The organism is Roseovarius sp. MBR-51, assembly GCF_053628575.1.
Window position 1 is genome coordinate 233250 of record NZ_JBRJGQ010000004.1, and the last position, 16188, is coordinate 249437.

The 16188-nt window shown below is 59.2% G+C and carries 18 protein-coding genes and 2 pseudogenes; 8 read left to right on the forward strand and 12 right to left on the reverse strand.

What is annotated here, in order from left to right:
* Nucleotides 1-3: 3 nt before the first annotated feature.
* Nucleotides 4-216, reverse strand: a complete 213-nt coding sequence (locus ACSSVY_RS07605; protein ID WP_454268804.1) for a hypothetical protein — start codon at nt 214-216, stop codon at nt 4-6.
* Between ACSSVY_RS07605 and ACSSVY_RS07610 the strand changes: the two genes are divergently transcribed.
* Both ACSSVY_RS07610 and ACSSVY_RS07615 read left to right on the forward strand, forming a co-directional pair.
* On the forward strand, nt 196-441 hold the full coding sequence (locus ACSSVY_RS07610) for a helix-turn-helix domain-containing protein (RefSeq protein ID WP_454268805.1): 246 nt from the start codon (nt 196-198) through the stop codon (nt 439-441). The two genes, ACSSVY_RS07605 and ACSSVY_RS07610, sit on opposite strands and share 21 nt — an antisense overlap.
* Nucleotides 442-679: 238 nt before the next feature.
* Nucleotides 680-913, forward strand: coding sequence for a hypothetical protein (locus ACSSVY_RS07615; RefSeq protein ID WP_454268806.1), 234 nt, complete (start codon nt 680-682; stop codon nt 911-913).
* 328 nt (nt 914-1241) lie between these two features.
* Here the strand turns inward: ACSSVY_RS07615 and ACSSVY_RS07620 are convergent, their stop codons facing one another.
* Nucleotides 1242-2132 carry a LysR family transcriptional regulator gene (locus ACSSVY_RS07620; protein WP_454268807.1) on the reverse strand — a complete coding sequence of 297 codons (891 nt, stop codon included), beginning with the start codon at nt 2130-2132 and terminating at the stop codon, nt 1242-1244.
* 85 nt (nt 2133-2217) lie between these two features.
* On the opposite strand from ACSSVY_RS07620, the gene ACSSVY_RS07625 reads away from it, so the two are divergent.
* Nucleotides 2218-3060 carry an aminotransferase class III-fold pyridoxal phosphate-dependent enzyme gene (locus tag ACSSVY_RS07625; RefSeq protein WP_454268808.1) on the forward strand — a complete coding sequence of 281 codons (843 nt, stop codon included), beginning with the start codon at nt 2218-2220 and terminating at the stop codon, nt 3058-3060.
* 31 nt (nt 3061-3091) lie between these two features.
* Here ACSSVY_RS07625 and ACSSVY_RS07630 read toward each other — a convergent pair whose 3' ends face one another.
* The 8 genes and pseudogenes from ACSSVY_RS07630 to ACSSVY_RS07665 all read right to left on the reverse strand — a co-directional run bounded on the left by ACSSVY_RS07630 (nt 3092) and on the right by ACSSVY_RS07665 (nt 9373).
* Nucleotides 3092-3802, reverse strand: coding sequence for an IS6 family transposase (locus ACSSVY_RS07630; protein ID WP_454268809.1), 711 nt, complete (start codon nt 3800-3802; stop codon nt 3092-3094).
* Between the two features lie 256 nt (nt 3803-4058).
* Nucleotides 4059-4157, reverse strand: a pseudogene (locus ACSSVY_RS07635) (DUF2493 domain-containing protein); the annotation flags it as partial.
* 4 nt (nt 4158-4161) lie between these two features.
* Nucleotides 4162-5178 carry a nucleotidyltransferase family protein gene (locus ACSSVY_RS07640; protein WP_454268810.1) on the reverse strand — a complete coding sequence of 339 codons (1017 nt, stop codon included), beginning with the start codon at nt 5176-5178 and terminating at the stop codon, nt 4162-4164.
* A 217-nt stretch (nt 5179-5395) separates the two neighbouring features.
* A pseudogene (locus ACSSVY_RS07645) lies at nt 5396-5509 on the reverse strand (DUF2493 domain-containing protein); the annotation flags it as partial.
* Between the two features lie 159 nt (nt 5510-5668).
* The gene (locus tag ACSSVY_RS07650) at nt 5669-6580 is read right to left on the reverse strand and encodes a LysR family transcriptional regulator (protein ID WP_454268811.1); all 912 of its coding nucleotides are present in this window, start codon (nt 6578-6580) and stop codon (nt 5669-5671) included.
* 4 nt (nt 6581-6584) lie between these two features.
* Complete coding sequence (locus ACSSVY_RS07655) at nt 6585-7865, reverse strand: TRAP transporter large permease (RefSeq protein WP_454268812.1); 1281 nt, start codon at nt 7863-7865, stop codon at nt 6585-6587.
* Entirely contained in the window at nt 7862-8356 is a 495-nt protein-coding gene (locus tag ACSSVY_RS07660) for a TRAP transporter small permease (protein ID WP_454268813.1), read from the reverse strand. The genes ACSSVY_RS07655 and ACSSVY_RS07660 overlap by 4 nt, the downstream gene beginning before the upstream one ends.
* An 18-nt stretch (nt 8357-8374) precedes the next feature.
* Entirely contained in the window at nt 8375-9373 is a 999-nt protein-coding gene (locus ACSSVY_RS07665; protein WP_454268814.1) for a TRAP transporter substrate-binding protein, read from the reverse strand.
* Nucleotides 9374-9626: 253 nt separating this feature from the next.
* Here ACSSVY_RS07665 and ACSSVY_RS07670 point away from each other — a divergent pair, with 253 nt between their 5' ends.
* A complete protein-coding gene (locus tag ACSSVY_RS07670) occupies nt 9627-10499 on the forward strand; it encodes a polysaccharide deacetylase family protein (RefSeq protein WP_454268815.1) in 873 nt (290 codons plus the stop codon).
* A 115-nt stretch (nt 10500-10614) separates the two neighbouring features.
* Here the strand turns inward: ACSSVY_RS07670 and ACSSVY_RS07675 are convergent, their stop codons facing one another.
* Nucleotides 10615-11949: an aminotransferase-like domain-containing protein gene (locus ACSSVY_RS07675; RefSeq protein WP_454268816.1), complete on the reverse strand. Its 1335-nt coding sequence runs from the start codon at nt 11947-11949 to the stop codon at nt 10615-10617.
* 245 nt (nt 11950-12194) lie between these two features.
* Between ACSSVY_RS07675 and ACSSVY_RS07680 the strand changes: the two genes are divergently transcribed.
* Nucleotides 12195-12329 (forward strand): DUF1127 domain-containing protein, encoded by a 135-nt coding sequence (locus ACSSVY_RS07680; protein WP_454268944.1) that lies wholly within the window; start codon nt 12195-12197, stop codon nt 12327-12329.
* A gap of 278 nt (nt 12330-12607) precedes the next feature.
* Here ACSSVY_RS07680 and ACSSVY_RS07685 read toward each other — a convergent pair whose 3' ends face one another.
* On the reverse strand, nt 12608-13558 hold the full coding sequence (locus tag ACSSVY_RS07685; RefSeq protein ID WP_454268817.1) for an AraC family transcriptional regulator: 951 nt from the start codon (nt 13556-13558) through the stop codon (nt 12608-12610).
* A gap of 99 nt (nt 13559-13657) precedes the next feature.
* Here ACSSVY_RS07685 and ACSSVY_RS07690 point away from each other — a divergent pair, with 99 nt between their 5' ends.
* From ACSSVY_RS07690 to ACSSVY_RS07700, 3 genes are all read left to right on the forward strand, one after another.
* Nucleotides 13658-14539 (forward strand): NAD(P)H-binding protein, encoded by an 882-nt coding sequence (locus ACSSVY_RS07690; RefSeq protein ID WP_454268818.1) that lies wholly within the window; start codon nt 13658-13660, stop codon nt 14537-14539.
* A gap of 291 nt (nt 14540-14830) precedes the next feature.
* Nucleotides 14831-15286: an Rrf2 family transcriptional regulator gene (locus tag ACSSVY_RS07695; protein ID WP_454268819.1), complete on the forward strand. Its 456-nt coding sequence runs from the start codon at nt 14831-14833 to the stop codon at nt 15284-15286.
* A complete protein-coding gene (locus ACSSVY_RS07700; protein ID WP_454268820.1) occupies nt 15283-16176 on the forward strand; it encodes an NAD(P)/FAD-dependent oxidoreductase in 894 nt (297 codons plus the stop codon). The genes ACSSVY_RS07695 and ACSSVY_RS07700 overlap by 4 nt, the downstream gene beginning before the upstream one ends.
* The last annotated feature ends 12 nt before the right edge of the window (nt 16177-16188 follow it).

The following is a 16188-nucleotide window of genomic DNA, read 5'->3' on the forward strand; positions in this document are numbered from 1 at the left end:
GGCTCATTTTTCGGCCAGACTTGCCAAATCCGCGGCGGCGTCCCTCAAGGCCATTCGACCCTTGTCCCTTGTCTCTGCCTCGATGCCGAGGCTTCTCGACAGCCAGGCGAACGTCAGACGCCGCGTCGCTTCAAGCGTGTCGGGGACTTCGGCCTCTGTCTCGATTGCGTCCAGACCGGCGATACCGCCAAGGCCGTGGCCCACGCCTGCGATCATCAGCAGCGCGTTGGCTCCCGACGCGTCGGTAAATGCGTCGGCATTCCAGTCGGGACCGCGCGGGACCTTCTCTCGCGCGGAGGCCTGACCAACGCCGAAATCGCGCATCGGGTCGGCTATGGCTCGGCCGGCGCCTTTGTGATGGCTTTCGTCCGCCATGAAGGAACGTCGCCCGGTGTCTTCGCCGAACGGCACGGAAATGCGCAACGCGATGAGGATGTCTGATCCGACGCCGTCAACTCGCGCCCGCTCAGGCGATCCCAAGGACTGACCGCACGCCCAGAAGGCCGACGCCAGCCTCCTGACCGCCAGTTGACGCAGCGAGAACTCGGCAACGGCCGGCAATTTCTGAACTGCGCCATGTTCCTGCAATCTTCTGCTGCATCTTGCGCGGCGACAGAGGTTCGCTGCGATGCGGACAGCCGTCAACCACGAGCAAACAAGAGCCCGAAAGGAAAACTCAATGCAAGATATCTCTTTGTCACACGGTCTGCGAACGACTTCGCGCCTTTTCGTCGTGGCAGCAGTCACGGTCTTGGTAGCCGGGTGCATGCAGGACGACTATTCTTCGTCAGAAAGGTTAGAGAGGGCCCAACTGCAGAACCTGACCAGCGAGACCGCGCTCAATGCCCAGATCATGACCGATCGGGCGCGCGAGCAACGCTGCGACCGCGATCCAAACCGAAGCGAGTGCTGACGTCGTCAGGATCTTGGGCGTGATCCACCATGTTGACCGCGCTTGTGACGCCAACTGAAGAGTTGGAAGTCGCCCAGCGTAGCGGGTCATGCACCAATCAGGGCTGGATCATGTCAGACTGAATGTGTGGAACGGGCGACGGCGTCTAATGCCCGAAGGTGCCCGTTCCGCTATCTGCAAGGGCTGTTTTCCAGACGGGTTCGGTCCACCTCGACGGGGAATTCTGCCGAGATCTGCGTCGCCTCAGTTCGCGGGGTGAGCACACCTCTTTCCACCATGGATGGTCGAATGAGGTCTCAAGGCCGTATCGATTTTCGACTTCACCGATTTATCTGCGCGAAAGAAACCAAAATTCTCGTTGCTTCAGGTTCAGCGCGACAAAGCTGCCGAAGGAGCGGATCGCAGGGGACAATCGCGTGGAGGCGTAAGCGAGCGAGATGCCGATTTTGGGCAGAGGAGGCAATCCGTTGTTGATGATGGAGAGGTCGCAGGGCACGGCGGCGCGGGTCGCCACGCTGACCGCGAGGCCGGAGCGCGCGATAGCCACCAGGCCGGAGAGCCCGTTGCTGGCGTGGGCCACGCAATAGGGACGGGAACTTGCATCCATCGCGCGGCGCGCCTCGATGTGGTCGAGGGAGTCGGGTGCGGCGAGGGCAAGCGGCAATATCGGCTCCTGCAGCAAGGCTGGCGCGTCGGTCGACGCGATCCAGACCAGCGGTTCATAGCGGATGACGTCGGACGGGCCCGCCGTGTCTGGCAGGGACACGAGCGCGAGGTCGATGCGGCGGCGTTGCAGGAGCGACTGCAGTTCGACGGTGGGGGCGCTGATGATCTCGATCTTGAAACCGGAATGCGCGGCGCCGTAGCGCCGCAGCAGGTCGGGGAAGAAGGTAGTCAGGTAATCCTCGGGGCAGCCGAAGACGATCGAGCCGCGGAGGTTGTCCTGCCTGATCGATCCTAGCGTTTCGTCATGGGCGGCGAGGACGCGTTCGGCTCCGGGAAAGAAGCGCTCCGCCGCCACTGTGAGAGCGACGCCGGAACCGGTGCGGTGAAAGAGCTCCACGCCCACGAGGTCCGCCAACCGCTTGATCTGCAGGCTGACCGCTGATTGCGTACGTCCGATGCGTAAGGCGGCGTCGCGCATGGAGCCGGACCGGGACACGGTGACGAAACTGCGCAAAAAGGCAATGTCGAGATCGGGCGTATGAGGTTTTCTCAATTCAGCGGTCTGTAGAATGAATTATACTTGAAGGTCAATCGGCGTTAGCTCTTGTCGCAACTTTTTCCATCGAAGGCATGGTGCAATGCCCGACTCGAGCCGACACTCCGCTTTCTGGTCCGATGTGGACAGCCACGTGATGCGCTACGGCCCGGTGTTCGAACGGCGGATCATCGACCGCGCTGAGGGTTGTTTCGTCTATGACACTGACGGCAAGGCTATCCTCGATTTTACCTCGGGGCAGATGCGTGCCTTGCTGGGGCATTCGCACCCGGAGGTCGTCCGGGTAATTCGCGAGCAGGCAGGGCGGCTGGATCACCTTTTCAGCGGCATGCTCTCACAGGCGGTGGTAACGCTATGCAGCCGGCTGTGCCGCATGGTGCCAGGGCTGGAGAAGACTATGCCGCTGTCGACGGGTGGCGAAGCCAACGAGGCGGCGATCCGGTTGGCGAAATGCGTGACCGGCAAGCACGAGATCGTGGCGTTTACCAAGAGTTGGCACGGCATGACGGGGGCTGCGGCCTCGGCCACCTACAGTGCAGCGCGCAAGGGGTACGGTCCTGTGACGGTCGGCTCTTTCGCGATCCCCGCGCCGGATGCCTATCGGCCGCGCTTCACCCATCACGATGGCAGCCTGGACTGGCAGACGGAGCTGGACGACGCCTTTGCGCTGATCGACGCGCAGTCGACGGGCAGCCTTGCGGCCTTCATAGTCGAGCCGATCCTGTCGTCGGGCGGGATCATCGAGTTGCCAGAGGGCTACCTAGCCGCGTTGAAGCGCAAGTGTGAGGAGCGCGAGATGCTGCTGATCCTCGATGAGGCGCAGACCGGGGTGGGGCGTACCGGCACAATGTTCGCGTTCGAGCGGGACGGGGTTGTGCCGGATATCCTTACCCTTTCAAAGGGGACTGTTGCGTTAATCGGGTGAGCATAGTCGCGGGCCCTTTCATTACCAGAGGTCATGCGGCTGCGTCGAAGAGGCGGTCAATAAACGCCATCTCGCCAAAGACACCGGGTTGTTTGTAATGGATGCAGCCACGTTTGATGGTTCGGATCGTCTCTATCCCGCTTAGGGTCGCTTTGGCCGTTCGGAGTGAGCGGACGCTCTGGCGATACCCTAGCAGCCGCTTCATCGCCGCATGATCGCTTTCGATCCGATTGTTACGCCATTTTCGATCAATGTGGCGGATGCTTTTAAAATGCGGGTCAGAGCGGTAGTTGATCTCACGGATGACTCGGGCGTAGGCCTGCGCCTTGTCGGTACAGATCGTGACCGGGCAATGCAGACGGACACGCTCGATCGCCTTGTTGAGAAAGGCTTTGGCCGCCTTCGCATCGCGCCGCGTGGTGAGGCGGAAATCCACCATCTGGCCGTTGGCATCAATAGCGCGCCAGAGGTAGCGCCACTTTCCAGCGACGCGGATATAGGTTTCATCGACATGCCAGTCGACGCTCGCTCGGCGCAGATGCTTCTCGGTTCGTTTGGTGATCTCCGGGCCAAACTTTTGCACCCAGCGATACACCGTAGAGCGATCAACCGTGACATCGCGCTCGGCAAGCCGATCCACCACGTCCTGATAGGACAGCGGATAGCGCAGATACCAACGTACGGCACAAAGGATGATCTCACGGGGAAAGCGATGATGTTTGAACGGTGACTTGCGCGGCATGTTCAACCTCAAAAGCCAATATCTGGCCGACAAGAAGAGTTAATGCAACAGTCCCGTTGCTGAGCCATGAGATGCTGTTCGATGCCCGTGAGCCGCGCACAGCCTCCCGCCTGACCCGATTCGGAAGGGCCGCGTTCTGGCGGACCGGGTAGAGAGGATGACTGTGCTGGACGTCGCAGCCTGTCGATCTTGCGTAACCGACCGAACGCACCATGAGACATGACGAAAGGGCCGCGCCAAGCGCGACCCCATCTCTTCAGTCCTGTGACGCCGTCTTCGCTGGATCCGCAACCCGCATGACCGTCAGGCCTTTCGCTTTCGCCTTCTGCCCGAGGTTCAGCGCGACCCCGTTGCCGCGATTACGCGCCCAAGCTCTCGAGGATCCTTTTCGTCTCCGGCATCCGGGTCAGTGAGTTCCCGATGTGCTCCCGCCAGCGCGGGCCAACCTCCAGGGCAGCGGCATAGGCAAGGGCCAGATCATCAGGGCGGTCCTCGGCCATCGCCTCGATCAGAAAGGCCGCCTGTTCCCGGTCCTTCGCGGACTTGAGGCTGCCTGCCCCGTCACGCCGCCGATCAGCAACGATCAGTTTGTGGATCGAATAGCGCTCTGGACGAGGAACCTGCACGAGTATGCCGGATCGATAGATCGCCGCCGCATGGATCGGCTCGGCAATCAGGAAGTTGAGGTAGTTCAACGCCTGAGCGTTCACGCCCAAGGCAGGCAAATCGCGGATGGTCTCATCCCCAAACGCCGGTGTAAGAAACTCGACCAACTGGCCGCTTCCACCCTGGGCCCATCGCCACGTCCGACCTTGGTCAAGGGCCGGCAAAGGGTCAAATTTAAGCGCCGCGAAGGTCTCGGCCAGACCCGGGTCGACCTGATCCTGCAGCGCCACGCTGAGCTTCTCGAACTGCGCGATGTCTATGTCGCCGGTATTGGCCATGCCACCTAGGGGCAGACGGATGCCAAGTTCGCCCTCGTAGAGCCGGAATGCGTTCGTTCCGACGATGGTACCGCCCAGTCGGAAGGTTCCGGTTGCCGCCATGGCCGACAGGATAGAACCGGTGGCCCGGTCGGTGGGCGTCATGCCTTCGGCACGCAAGAGCCGAACAAGCCGCGACCGCTCTGCCTGTCGGTCCTTCCCAGTGGCACGCAGCTCTTCGATCCTGTCGATGCGTGCACGCGTATCTTCGCTGTCCTCGCCGATATAGATGAACCGCATCTCGGTTCCGACGCGTCGCGCGGCGTACCAATAGGCCTTATCGCCACGCTTCTTGAGTGTTGGTTTGCCGTCGACGCCCGACAAGGCGTCGTCCTTCAGAAGGCGCACCAAATCGGTGTAGGCGCTCATCGCGATACTGCTGAGAGGTCTCATGCCAATCATTTCCAAGTTTTGCTTAGCACACATATACCTATCAAAACAAAAAATTGCTAGGCATAAGGTTCTAGGGATACGATCACGCCGATGAGAAATGCAAAAAGGGCCGCCCACAGGCGACCCTTCTCAGTTCATGACTCCGCAGTCTTCTTCGCCGGGTCCGCAACCCGCATGACCGTCAGGCCTTTCGCTTCCGCCTTCTGTCCGAGGTTCAGCGCGACCCTGTTGCCGGGATGAAAGCGTGGCCCGTCTCGATCTCGTAGCGTTCCGCCGCTGCCTCGCTCATCACCTCAATGGCGCCGACAATCTCGCGCAGCTGTACCACGCGGTGGATGACCCCTCACAGTGCCGGCCTTGTTGCTGTAGAGCCTCCGAGTAAGAGCGGCCGCTTTGCACGTACTGCGATAGCTGCCTTAAAGATTTCTCGTTTCTAGGCGCGACGTTACATCACAATCATGTTGACGGATCGTACAGCATAGAACGACGCTCAGACGCGCATTTCGCTGAACACATCTGAGACGACCTTGCGCAACCACTTCTGGCCCGGCTCGCGCTCTGTTCTGAGATCCCAGCAAAGATCGAAGGAAAATACCACTTCCTGCAACGGCAGGGGGGCAGACCGCAGGTTGTTCAATCGAGGGTCCAGCGAGAACAGGCGTTGTGGGGCGATGGCGATGAGGTCTGAATTGGCCACGATATCGGGTATTTCAAACCAGCTTGCGACCGTCATTGCCATGTGCCGCGTCAATCCGCGTGCCGCCAGCGCGTCGTCGATGACGGTCGTGCCCGTAGCCGATTGCGACAATTTCACGTGGGCCAATTCAGCGTATAATTCGGCGGTCATCGGCTCGTGCGCGCGCGGATGGTCGCGCCGCATCAGGACGACAATCTCGTCAGCTAGCAGCCGCTGGGACCGGACCATTTCCGGTTGCAGACGCCCCGGTGTCAGACGCACCTGCATGTCGACGCGGTCCCAGACGCTCTCCGGCGAAATGGTAAAGGGCAGGATGTCGATGGACACGCCCGGCGCTTCGATCTGCAGCCGTTCAGCAAGCCGCGGCAGCAGAAAAGCTGAGACATAGTCAGCCACCTGCATGGTAAAAACCCGCTCGGCCTTGGCGGGAAGAAACTGGTGCTGCAAGGAAATAGCTGTCGAGATAAAGCCGAGACCGCGCTCGATATCGGCATAGAGCTCTCGGGCGCGCTCGGTGGGCCTTACACCCTCTGCTGTCCGAAAGAAAAGCTCGTCGTTCAACATCACGCGCAGCCGTGCCAGCGCGTGGCTGACGGCGGAAGGCGACAGACCGATCTCTTCCGCCGCACCCGCAATCGAACCACGATTCATGATTGCCCGAAAGATAACCAGCAGGTTCAGGTCAAAATTGCGCAAATTCACCATGGCGTCACCGCAGTAACTCGACGATTTTCAGGGTCACCGGCGGCACGAAAGCCACCAGAAGCAAGACCCCGATCATCACCCCCAGCATGGGCATCAAGGGTCGGGCGATCTGGCCGATCCTAAGCCCACTTATCGCCGCCCCCACAAAAATCGTGTAGCCAAAAGGTGGCGTGGCCATCCCGATGGTGAAATTGATCGCGACCATCGCCCCGAACTGGACAGGATCCATCCCAAGCTGCTCTCCGATGGGTACAAGAAACGACGCCAGAATGATCATCGCGGCGAGATTGTCCATGACGCAGCCGATCACCAACAACAGAAAATTGACCATTAACAGGTACAGCATGGGAGTGTCGGCAAATACGTCCAGCGTGTGCGTGACTTTCCCGGGCAGTTGTTCAAATGCCATGACCCAGCCAAATCCGTTCGCCAGAGCAATAATGAACATGACGATGGTCATGGTCTTGAGTGATCCGCGGGTGACAGGGACGATGGTCTGCAAAGTCAGTTCCCGGTAAACACCGAAGCCCAGAATGATCGCGAATGCGGCGGCGACGATGGCCGCTTCGGTCGGTGTGACGATGCCGCCATAGATTCCGCCCAAAACGATGATCGGCCCGCACAAAGCCCACTTTGCCGCATTGAAGGCGGCCCAGACTTCGGCGCGGGTGGCCTTGGGTTGGGCTGCGATCTCGTGCTTGCGCGCGTGGTTCCAGCACAGCACCATGAGGCCGAGGGCCAGCAGTATCCCTGGAGCGATGCCAGCCAGGAACAGATCGCTGATCGACGTTTCGGACATGACGCCCCAGACCACCATCGGGATCGACGGGGGCAGCATGGGTCCGATGATGCCACCGGCGACCGCGAGGGCCGTCGCGAAAGCACGCGAGTATCCGCGCTTTTCCATTTCGGGGATCATGATGGCACCGATGGCCGCTGTGGTGGCGGGGGCGGAGCCCGAGAGCGCGGCAAAGAAAGCAGCCGCCAGAACCGCAACCATCCCGAGGCCCCCAGTGCGATGGCGAACCAGCACGTCCGCGAACCCGACAAGACGGCGCGAAATGCCACCCGCTGTCATCAGGTCCCCCGCCAGGATGAAGAACGGAATGGCCAGTAGGCTGAAGGATTGCGTGCCCGACACCATGCGTTGCGCAAAGATCATCATGTCGATGTCGGCAGTCCAAAGCGCGCCAATCGTGGCAAGCCCGACCGCAAAGGCCAAAGGCACGCGCAGCAATAACATCAAGGGAAGGCCGAGCGTCAGTACGAGTACGGTGTTGCTCATGCGATTGCCTCGGCGGGGTCCGGTTGCACAAAGAGCCGGGCGACCCCGTGCAGGATGAAAAGCGCGCCGCATACCGGCACACAAAGATAAAGCGCCTCTATGGGAATTTGCAGCGCTGCACTCTTTTGCGCCGCCGTGCGCAAGACATAGTCGCTGCCTGCGGTCAGGGTGATCCAACCAAAGAAAACAGCCAAGGCGGCGACCCAGCGATTGGCCCATCCTTGCAGCCGCACGAACCGCGAAGGGATGGTTTCAATGGCGACATGAAACCCCTCGCGAAGACCCACGGTCGCATAGAGGAGCACCAGCCAGGCAAAGAGAATAATCGCCAGTTCCTCGGTCCAGCTGGGTGGTGAGCCATGGAAATATCGCATCAGGACCTGTGTCAGCAAAAGGCCAAGTATCACGAAGATCAGTCCAACACATAAATTGGCCACCAGCCGCGAGATCACGCGGCTGGTGGTATCGATACAAGATGCAATTTTCCTCACCGGACCAGTCCAATTGCGTCAGTTCGAGGACACGGCTTGAAGCGCGTTCTCAAGAAGTTCGGTGCCGATGGTTGGCTCGAAGCGTTCGTATACCGGCCCAACCTTGGCCCGGAACGCCGCGACATCATCAATATCGTTGACTTCCATGCCCTTCTCCTGAAGGGCGGCGACCGTGTCAGCCTCAGCTGCCGCCACCGCCTTACGCTGTGCTACAATCGCGGCGCGGCCCGCATCCATCACCGCCTGCTGCACATCCTCTGGCAGACGCGCGAGGCTGCGTTCGGACATCAGCAGATGGATCGCGGAATAGGTGTGCCGCGTAAAGCTGAGAAACTTGGTGACGTCAGCGTAATTGTTGGAATTGACTACAGAAGTGGGAATCTCCAGACCATCGACCGTACCCTGTTGCATGGCGGTGAACACTTCACCCCAGGCCATCGGAACGGGGCTACCACCAAGTGACGAAAACATCTCGATGAACACCGGGTTCTGCATGGTGCGGTATTTGACGCCTTCGACATCCTCGGGCGTGCGCACGGGCCGAGTGTTGTTGATCATATTGCGAAAACCGCCTTCCGCGGCACCGAGAGAGACGACACCGTCGTCGCGCAGGTTGGCGGCAAGCTGTGCGCCAACTTCGCCATCAAGAACCATATGCGCCTGCTCGGTACTGCCAAACAGGAACGGCAGATCGACAAGCTGGTAGGTCGGCTCAAGATTGGCGACCACGGCATTGGTGATCACCCCCATGTCGATGGTGCCAAATTGCAGACCTTCAAGGATCTCCTTGTCGTCGCCCAATTGGCGGTTGGGAAAGAGCTGCACCTCGACCCGGCCGGGCATCGCGGCTTCAAGCTCTTTCTTGAAGGCATGCGCAGTTATCGCATAGGGGTCGGTGGGGCTGTCCGCCGTGAGCCATGCAAGCTTCAGCTCATATTCCGCAGCGTGCGCGGCTCCCGTCAGGGCCGCTGTTGTCAGCACTGCACCAAAAAGTCTGCGCGTCAAAGTCATGGTCATCAGGTATCCTCCCTTAGATGAATTCCGGGCCGAAATCATGCGGCATCCGAAACGTCTGTGAAAAGACTACGCAGGTGATGCCCAATGCAAACAGTGCATAATTTACACATTAACCTGCATATCTTGCATGTTATCAAATGCATATCATGCAGTAAGGCGTGAAAGAAATGAAGTTTTCGCAGGTCCTGCATGACCCTATGCTGTTGAAAATGCAGCACTCGGTACCGGCATGACCGGAAGAATGGGGACGACCATGTCAGAAACTGAATGCGAAAATGGCCTTGGAAAGCAGGGTCTATGCTGGCCGGGGGGACGCCGGATCGCAGTTGTCTTCAACCTTGCCTATGAGATGTGGTCGCCCGGCGCCACGTCCGGCGTCGGTCCGATGGGCAACTTGCTGGCAGATGGTCTGTTCGATCCCAATGCCGACAGCTACGGGCGCTACAACGCCACTCACGGCATCCCACGACTGGTTTCGATCCTTGAACGCCACGGCATATCAGCGACGCTGATGACCTCGGGTTTGGTGGCGGAAGCCTTTCCAGACCAACTGCGCACCTACGCCGAGCGAGGACACGATATTGTCGGGCACGGGCTGGCTCAGAATATGATCTTCCCAACCCTGTCCACGCAAGACGCGCTGCATTCCATCACCCGAACGACCAAACTGATCGAAGCGGCGACTGGCCGACGTCCTGTCGGCTGGATCAGCCCTAGGGTGACGTCGTCGATCGATATACAAGAAATGTTGTCGGCGCAGGGCTATGCTTGGCACGGGGATGTGCTGGACGGCGACCATCCTTACATCCAGCAATTTAGACATGGCAGTATCCTCGCCATCCCCATGTCTGTCGAGTTCAACGACCTGCCGCACGCAATGCGTTTTGGCCGGACGCCCAGACAATTTGTCGATCTCTTCAACGAGGCCCTCGCCGGGATTCGGGCGCAACCTGCAGAAACCATCATCCTTGACATACTTGCCCACGGCCACTGCTATGGCCGCCCCGCCGCGGCCTGGGCCATCGACGAAATTGCAAAGATATGCCGAAACGATGAAACAATCTGGTTAACAACCCGTTCCGAAATCTCGACACTTTGCGCCGGACTGGGCAAAGGCCCTATTTGAATAGGGCAGTCCAGTTCTACGTGGTGGTGAGGAAAATATGTGAGCCCATCGTGGGTCTTTTAGTGATCACCTAAACTGGCCATTTTGTGCCACGTCGCAGGATTTGGAAGACCCTTTACCCATCTACCAGCGACTTTGGATTGGCCAGCAATTCGTTCATGTCCGACATGGCTTTGAGAAACAAGGCGTCAGATGCGCATGTATTTACCGCGAGTCGCACTGCATTCGGGGACCTGCAGTTTGGCAAAGCAAATTCATCTGCGGGCTTGATCAAAATGTCCCGCTTCTCGCAGGCCATAGCAAAACCTGATGCTCGCCATCCCTGTGGCATGTTCAGGTATACGAAGGGTGCATCTTCCCGCCATCGCAAATCCCAAGCGCCAAGAGCATTGACTGCCATCCGTGCCCGCCTTGCGGTCTCTGCTATGACACGATCACGAATTTTGAACGCTGCCCCGCTCACAATCAGTTCGTGGCACAGATCCAGAATTGGCTGTGCCACCCCGTAAAACGAGCTTTGCGCGACTTGTCTCAGTTCTTTATCACGCCCGACCGGGGCTATGGCGTATCCAAACCGTAATGCCCCACTGACTGACTTGGTCAGGGACGAAACAAGGTAGCTCTGGTCGGGCAGGATCGAACGATAGCTGGGGATTTCGCTCGGAGCCGTCGTATGGCAATCATCTTCTATGATTGTAATGTCCAATTCACGTGCGACCTGAGCTATTTCCTGTCTGCGCGCGAGGCTTGTCCGGATTGTTGTCGGGCTATGCACTTCAGCTGCAGTCAGCAGAATTCGACCACCATGATCGCGGCAGGCATGTCTGAAAAATTCTGGTATGATGCCCTCCTCATCCATCGGCAAGCCGACCGTCTGAGCGCGCAGCAAGCGAGCGGCATGACGCGTGCCGGGGTAACCTAGCTCTTCCGTCATGATGATCGGATTTTGACCGCTCAGTTCGGCCTGCAGCGCCAAGAGGCAACAGTTTTGTGCGCCGTTTCCCAGAACGACATTCTCAGGTTCAACCCCGCCCAATCGGTCCTGGTCAATCCAGGATGCGACGGCAATACGTGCTTCCAGATCCGTTTCCGTGGTCGGGTAGTTGATGTGACGACGCCGGTGGGTTTCGGCCAGCTTGATCAGGACAGCATCTATTGTTTGACCCTGCCCTACATCAGGAACGCGGCTACTTCGAAAGTCTGCGACCGCATCGAGGGGCAAATTTACCAAAGGGGTTACGGGCTCTATTTTCACAGCCCGTCCCGCCGCCACGAAAGTGCCGCGGCCCACCTCTGCCCGAAGACGCCCTTCCTCGGTCAACAGGGAATAGGCCCGCGCAACAGTGCCCGGCGTCACTTTCACGCGGAAGGCAAGATCGCGCACGGGCGGCAGTTTCATTCCGGGTGCAAGACGCCCTGTTGCGATGCCTTCGCGAATGGCTTGTGCCAAGGCTTTGTACTTGGACTTCCCTGAAGGTGGCAGGTCAATCGGCCAAATTGTACTAGGCACAATCATTTTGTATCCCTCATGACCGGTTTATTGTATCGTGTTATTGTGCTGATTTTTAATATTGTGTCAATACAATTAAGAGGAACGTCTCCATGGCACCATCGCTTCACACAGCAAAGCTTGCGCTTCTGAACGATCAGGCGCGCCTCCCGCCAGTCGCGCATATCTTGATAGCCATGGCGATCATGGTGACAAAATGGGACCAGCACCGGCGTACGCGCAAAGCTTTGAATGGCCTTGAGCCGCATCTCCTCGAGGATGTTGGGCTCACTCGGGATGCTGCATATAATGAAGCTAGAAAGCCGTTCTGGAAAGATTAGGGATGGCTCTTTAGCGGACAGTTGGCAACGGCGGCAATCATCCGATTGGACGGCACTGGCACCGCTCGCCGGTCGTCGATCATGCACCTGCAACGACTGTCCGATCTAGCTTGGGCGGCGGTGTAGCACCGAACACGTCGGCGAGCAGAAGGTCAGGTCCGCGAACACGAGGAAAATCGTGTGCTGGAGACGCGTGATCGTTCACGCGCGCGCCGCAACCCACTTGGTCCGAGAAATTTGACCGGGACGCATTGGCACGCGTTCTCGGTCCGGTCGTTTCAGTGCTTCCGCGTGTTTTCTGACATGGTCGAGCCAGATGTCCGGCTTCGCGCCTCGCGTGCGTAGCGTCTTGGGGAATGACCCGTCTCGCGTTTGAACGCAGCCGCGAAGGCACTTTCCGAACTGTAGCCAACATCCGATGCAATCCTCACCAAGACGGCGTCTGGTACCAAGAGCCGGTCCATGGCCAGCAACATGCGCCACTGGGTCAAGTATCCGAGCGGCGTTTGCCCGGTGATCTGCCGGAAGCGTTCTGCGAATGTTGTTCGAGACAGTCCGGCCTCGGTGGCTAGACCGGCCACCGTCCAGGATCGCGCTGGCTCGGCATGGATGGCTGCAACCGCACGCGAAATGTTGAGGTCAGAAAGTGCGGCAAGCCAACCGGTGACGCCGCTAGACTCCTGTACGAGAAACGCGCGAAGTGCCTGCACAAGAATGAGGTGGGCCAAATGTGCGATGGTCAGTGCGCTGCCCGGTTCCGGCACGCGCAACTCGCGTGCGATACGGTTGACTGCCCACGACAGCACCTCTCCCTTTTCGCCCCCCCTGACGACCAAAATAGGAGGCAGGGACGGAAGAAGCATCTCGGCGGCAGGCCCCGAGAGCAGGAAACGGCTTCCGGCCATGAAAAACTCTCCACCGCCGCGATAGCTGGCCGTGCCGCCATGCGCGACGGGCGCATAAATTTCATGGGCATCAGTTCCATGACTGACGGAACGCGCTGACAAAATGAACGGCAATCCATGCGGCAGGATCGCGCAATCCCCGGCATCCAGCCATACCGGCTTACCGCCGTCCACGGTGATCCAGCATCCACCCTTGATGACAGAGTTGCACTTCAGCCCGGCATGGCGCTCGAACTGAATGGACCAATCGCCCGCAGCATCGAATCCGGCCGCGACGCAATCGTGAGGCTGAAGCAGAGCGACGATTCCGGACAATGTATCCATGAAGATCCGGACGATGGCGACAAAAATGCGGACTTGCAAGCATAGAAAGTCCGCGCGGTTTGCGTAGATGGTCGAGGGTCAAATGAAAAAGGAAATACCATGATCCTGATCACTACCCCCACTGGCGATATCGGTGCCCGCGTTCTGTCGAACGCTCTGGAAGCAGGGGAAAAGGTCCGCGTTATCTTGCGCGATGCGTCAAAGCTCGATGCGGACACGCGAGGCCGGGTCGATATCGTCGAAGGCTCCCACGCTGACGGTGGCGCGATTGCACGGGCGCTCGATGGAGTCTCGGTGGTGTTCTGGCTGCCGCCGGGATCACTCCGTGCGAAGACTCCCGAAGACGCCTATGTCGACTTCTCACGCGCGTTTTGCACCGCACTGCCCGGTTCGTCGGTGAGCCATGTCGTTGGCGTCTCGGCCCTCGGGCGAGGATGGCCTAAGCCCGCAGGCCTCGCCGCCGCAAGCGTTGCCATGGACGATATGATCGCGGGAACCGGCGTAGCCTATCGGTCGCTTGCCTGCGCCTCACTCATGGACAATATCACGCGTCAAATCGGTCCGATCCGCGACCAGGGCGCATTTTATCAGCCAACGCCGGGCAATCTGAAACTTCCGCATGTCGCGAAGGCCGACGTCGCCACGATCGCCTCTCGGTTGCTGATCGGACAAGACTGGGACAGCGTCGCGGAGCTTGCGCTTTGCGGACCAGAGGACCTGAGCTTCGAAGAAATGGCGACGATCCTGTCAGACGTGCTCGGCCGCGAGATCGCATTCCACGAGATGTCAGTGGAAGATTTCGGCGGCATGATGCGCGGCATGGGTGCGACGGAAGGCATGGCGCAAGGCTATGTCGAGATGATGACCGCCAAGAACGAGGGGATGGACAACGCGGCGTGCCCCAAGGATCGCTCCGCGACGCCGACGACGTTCCGGACCTGGTGCGAGACCGAGCTTCTGCCTTCCATTCAGGCGCAATGATGCGCAGCGCGAGGCATTTGCTCGAACCCCCGGTGTCTGTCAGATCGCGGGCATTATGCGCTCAAGTCAGGTGATGCGTAACCGGGATATCTTATGACAATGCGTTGGACAAAAAGCCCGTAACACAAACCAAGTATCCCAAACGGTCCTTCCCGCGGGCGATTCAAAGGGTTGAGTTTTGGAACATTCTGCGGTGCGGAGAAGGTCCGGAAGGGGCTCATTCTAACGGATGTTATGCTAGACATGAACGTCTAGTGGACCCCTGTATTGACATTCTTCGCGAATCGTAACATGAATTATTACATGAAAAAAGACAGCCGCCTTTCCTCCGTCCTGCACGCGCTTCTCCACATGGCAGAGCATGAGGGGCCCATGACTTCAGATGCTATCGCGAAGTGCGTGGGCACCAATCCCGTTGTAGTCCGACGCACCTTGGGATTCTTGCGTGAGGCAGGGATCGTTTCGTCCGATCGTGGCCAGGCCGGGGGATGGCGCATCACCGCTGACCTTACGGTTGTGAGCCTGCAGCAGTTGCACAGAGCACTTGGCGAACCCGCCATTTTCGCGATCGGAAATCGGACAGAGAACCCTTCCTGTCTGGTGGAGCAGTCGGTGAACGCCGCGCTGGAAGACGCGTTTGCTGATGCCGAAGCGTTGCTGTTGGACCGTTTCGCCCATGTCACCCTTGCCGACCTGGCGGGAGATTTCACGCGCCGCCACACGGAAACTCTTAATCAGAAAGAATGAAAATGCAGGATGTAATTGTAGTCGGGGGTGGCTATGCCGGAATGGCTGCCACCCTGCAGCTTCTGCGTGCGCGCAGGTCAGTGACGATCATCGACACCGGGATGCGACGTAACCGGACAGCGAGCCACTCTTACGGCTTTCTGGGACAGGACGGCGTCGATCCGGCCGAACTGGCCCGCACCGCCAGAACCCAGCTCGAGGCTTATCCGACCCTGACCTGGAAAGAAGGCGAAGCCACCAGCGCTACGCGAAAGAACGATGCGTTCCAAGTGACCCTCAGTACAGGCAAAAGCTTCGAAGCGCGTCGTCTGCTGTTTGCCACCGGCGTCGCGGATGGGCTGCCTGCGGTGAAAGGACTAGCTGAGCGGTGGGGGCGCTCAGTGTTTCACTGCCCATATTGTCATGGCTATGAGCTAAATCAGGGCAATATCGGCGTGATTGCAACCGGGCCCATGTCTGTGCATCAGGCGCAGTTGCTGACCGAGTGGGGCAAGGTCACATTCCTGACCAACGCCGTCATGTCACTCGACGACGAACCCCGTGCCGATCTGGATTGCAGGGGCGTCACTCTCGAGGAAACACCCATCGATCGGATCGAAGGCGAGGCTGAAGTGATCTTGACCGATGGTCGCCGCATGGACTTTGCCGGATTGTTCACGGCGCCCTTCTGTTCGCCGGCCAGCGCGGTCGCCGAAACCTTGGGCTGTGCCCTGGTAGAAACGCCCTTGGGGTCGCAGCTGCGGACCTCCGATGAAAAAGAGACATCCATCCGCGGCGCATTCGCATGTGGTGATGTCGCACGCGTCCCCCACTCGGTGTCGCTTGCCGTGGCTGATGGCGCACTTGCCGGTGCGCAAATTCATAGATCGCTTGTGTGGCCCGCGTGCTGAGATCAGGCTCTT

Excerpts from the sequence above, each read along its gene's own strand:
- ACSSVY_RS07655 (WP_454268812.1), bottom strand. The coding sequence starts at position 7,865 with ATGAGCAACACCGTACTCGTACTGACGCTCGGCCTTCCCTTGATGTTA.
- ACSSVY_RS07615 (WP_454268806.1), top strand. The coding sequence starts at position 680 with ATGCAAGATATCTCTTTGTCACACGGTCTGCGAACGACTTCGCGCCTT.
- ACSSVY_RS07630 (WP_454268809.1), bottom strand. The coding sequence starts at position 3,802 with ATGCCGCGCAAGTCACCGTTCAAACATCATCGCTTTCCCCGTGAGATC.
- ACSSVY_RS07670 (WP_454268815.1), top strand. The coding sequence starts at position 9,627 with ATGTCAGAAACTGAATGCGAAAATGGCCTTGGAAAGCAGGGTCTATGC.
- ACSSVY_RS07690 (WP_454268818.1), top strand. The coding sequence starts at position 13,658 with ATGATCCTGATCACTACCCCCACTGGCGATATCGGTGCCCGCGTTCTG.
- ACSSVY_RS07605 (WP_454268804.1), bottom strand. The coding sequence starts at position 216 with ATGATCGCAGGCGTGGGCCACGGCCTTGGCGGTATCGCCGGTCTGGAC.
- ACSSVY_RS07700 (WP_454268820.1), top strand. The coding sequence starts at position 15,283 with ATGAAAATGCAGGATGTAATTGTAGTCGGGGGTGGCTATGCCGGAATG.
- ACSSVY_RS07685 (WP_454268817.1), bottom strand. The coding sequence starts at position 13,558 with ATGGATACATTGTCCGGAATCGTCGCTCTGCTTCAGCCTCACGATTGC.
- ACSSVY_RS07650 (WP_454268811.1), bottom strand. The coding sequence starts at position 6,580 with ATGGTGAATTTGCGCAATTTTGACCTGAACCTGCTGGTTATCTTTCGG.
- ACSSVY_RS07695 (WP_454268819.1), top strand. The coding sequence starts at position 14,831 with ATGAATTATTACATGAAAAAAGACAGCCGCCTTTCCTCCGTCCTGCAC.
- ACSSVY_RS07680 (WP_454268944.1), top strand. The coding sequence starts at position 12,195 with ATGGTGACAAAATGGGACCAGCACCGGCGTACGCGCAAAGCTTTGAAT.
- ACSSVY_RS07625 (WP_454268808.1), top strand. The coding sequence starts at position 2,218 with ATGCCCGACTCGAGCCGACACTCCGCTTTCTGGTCCGATGTGGACAGC.
- ACSSVY_RS07640 (WP_454268810.1), bottom strand. The coding sequence starts at position 5,178 with ATGAGACCTCTCAGCAGTATCGCGATGAGCGCCTACACCGATTTGGTG.
- ACSSVY_RS07665 (WP_454268814.1), bottom strand. The coding sequence starts at position 9,373 with ATGACCATGACTTTGACGCGCAGACTTTTTGGTGCAGTGCTGACAACA.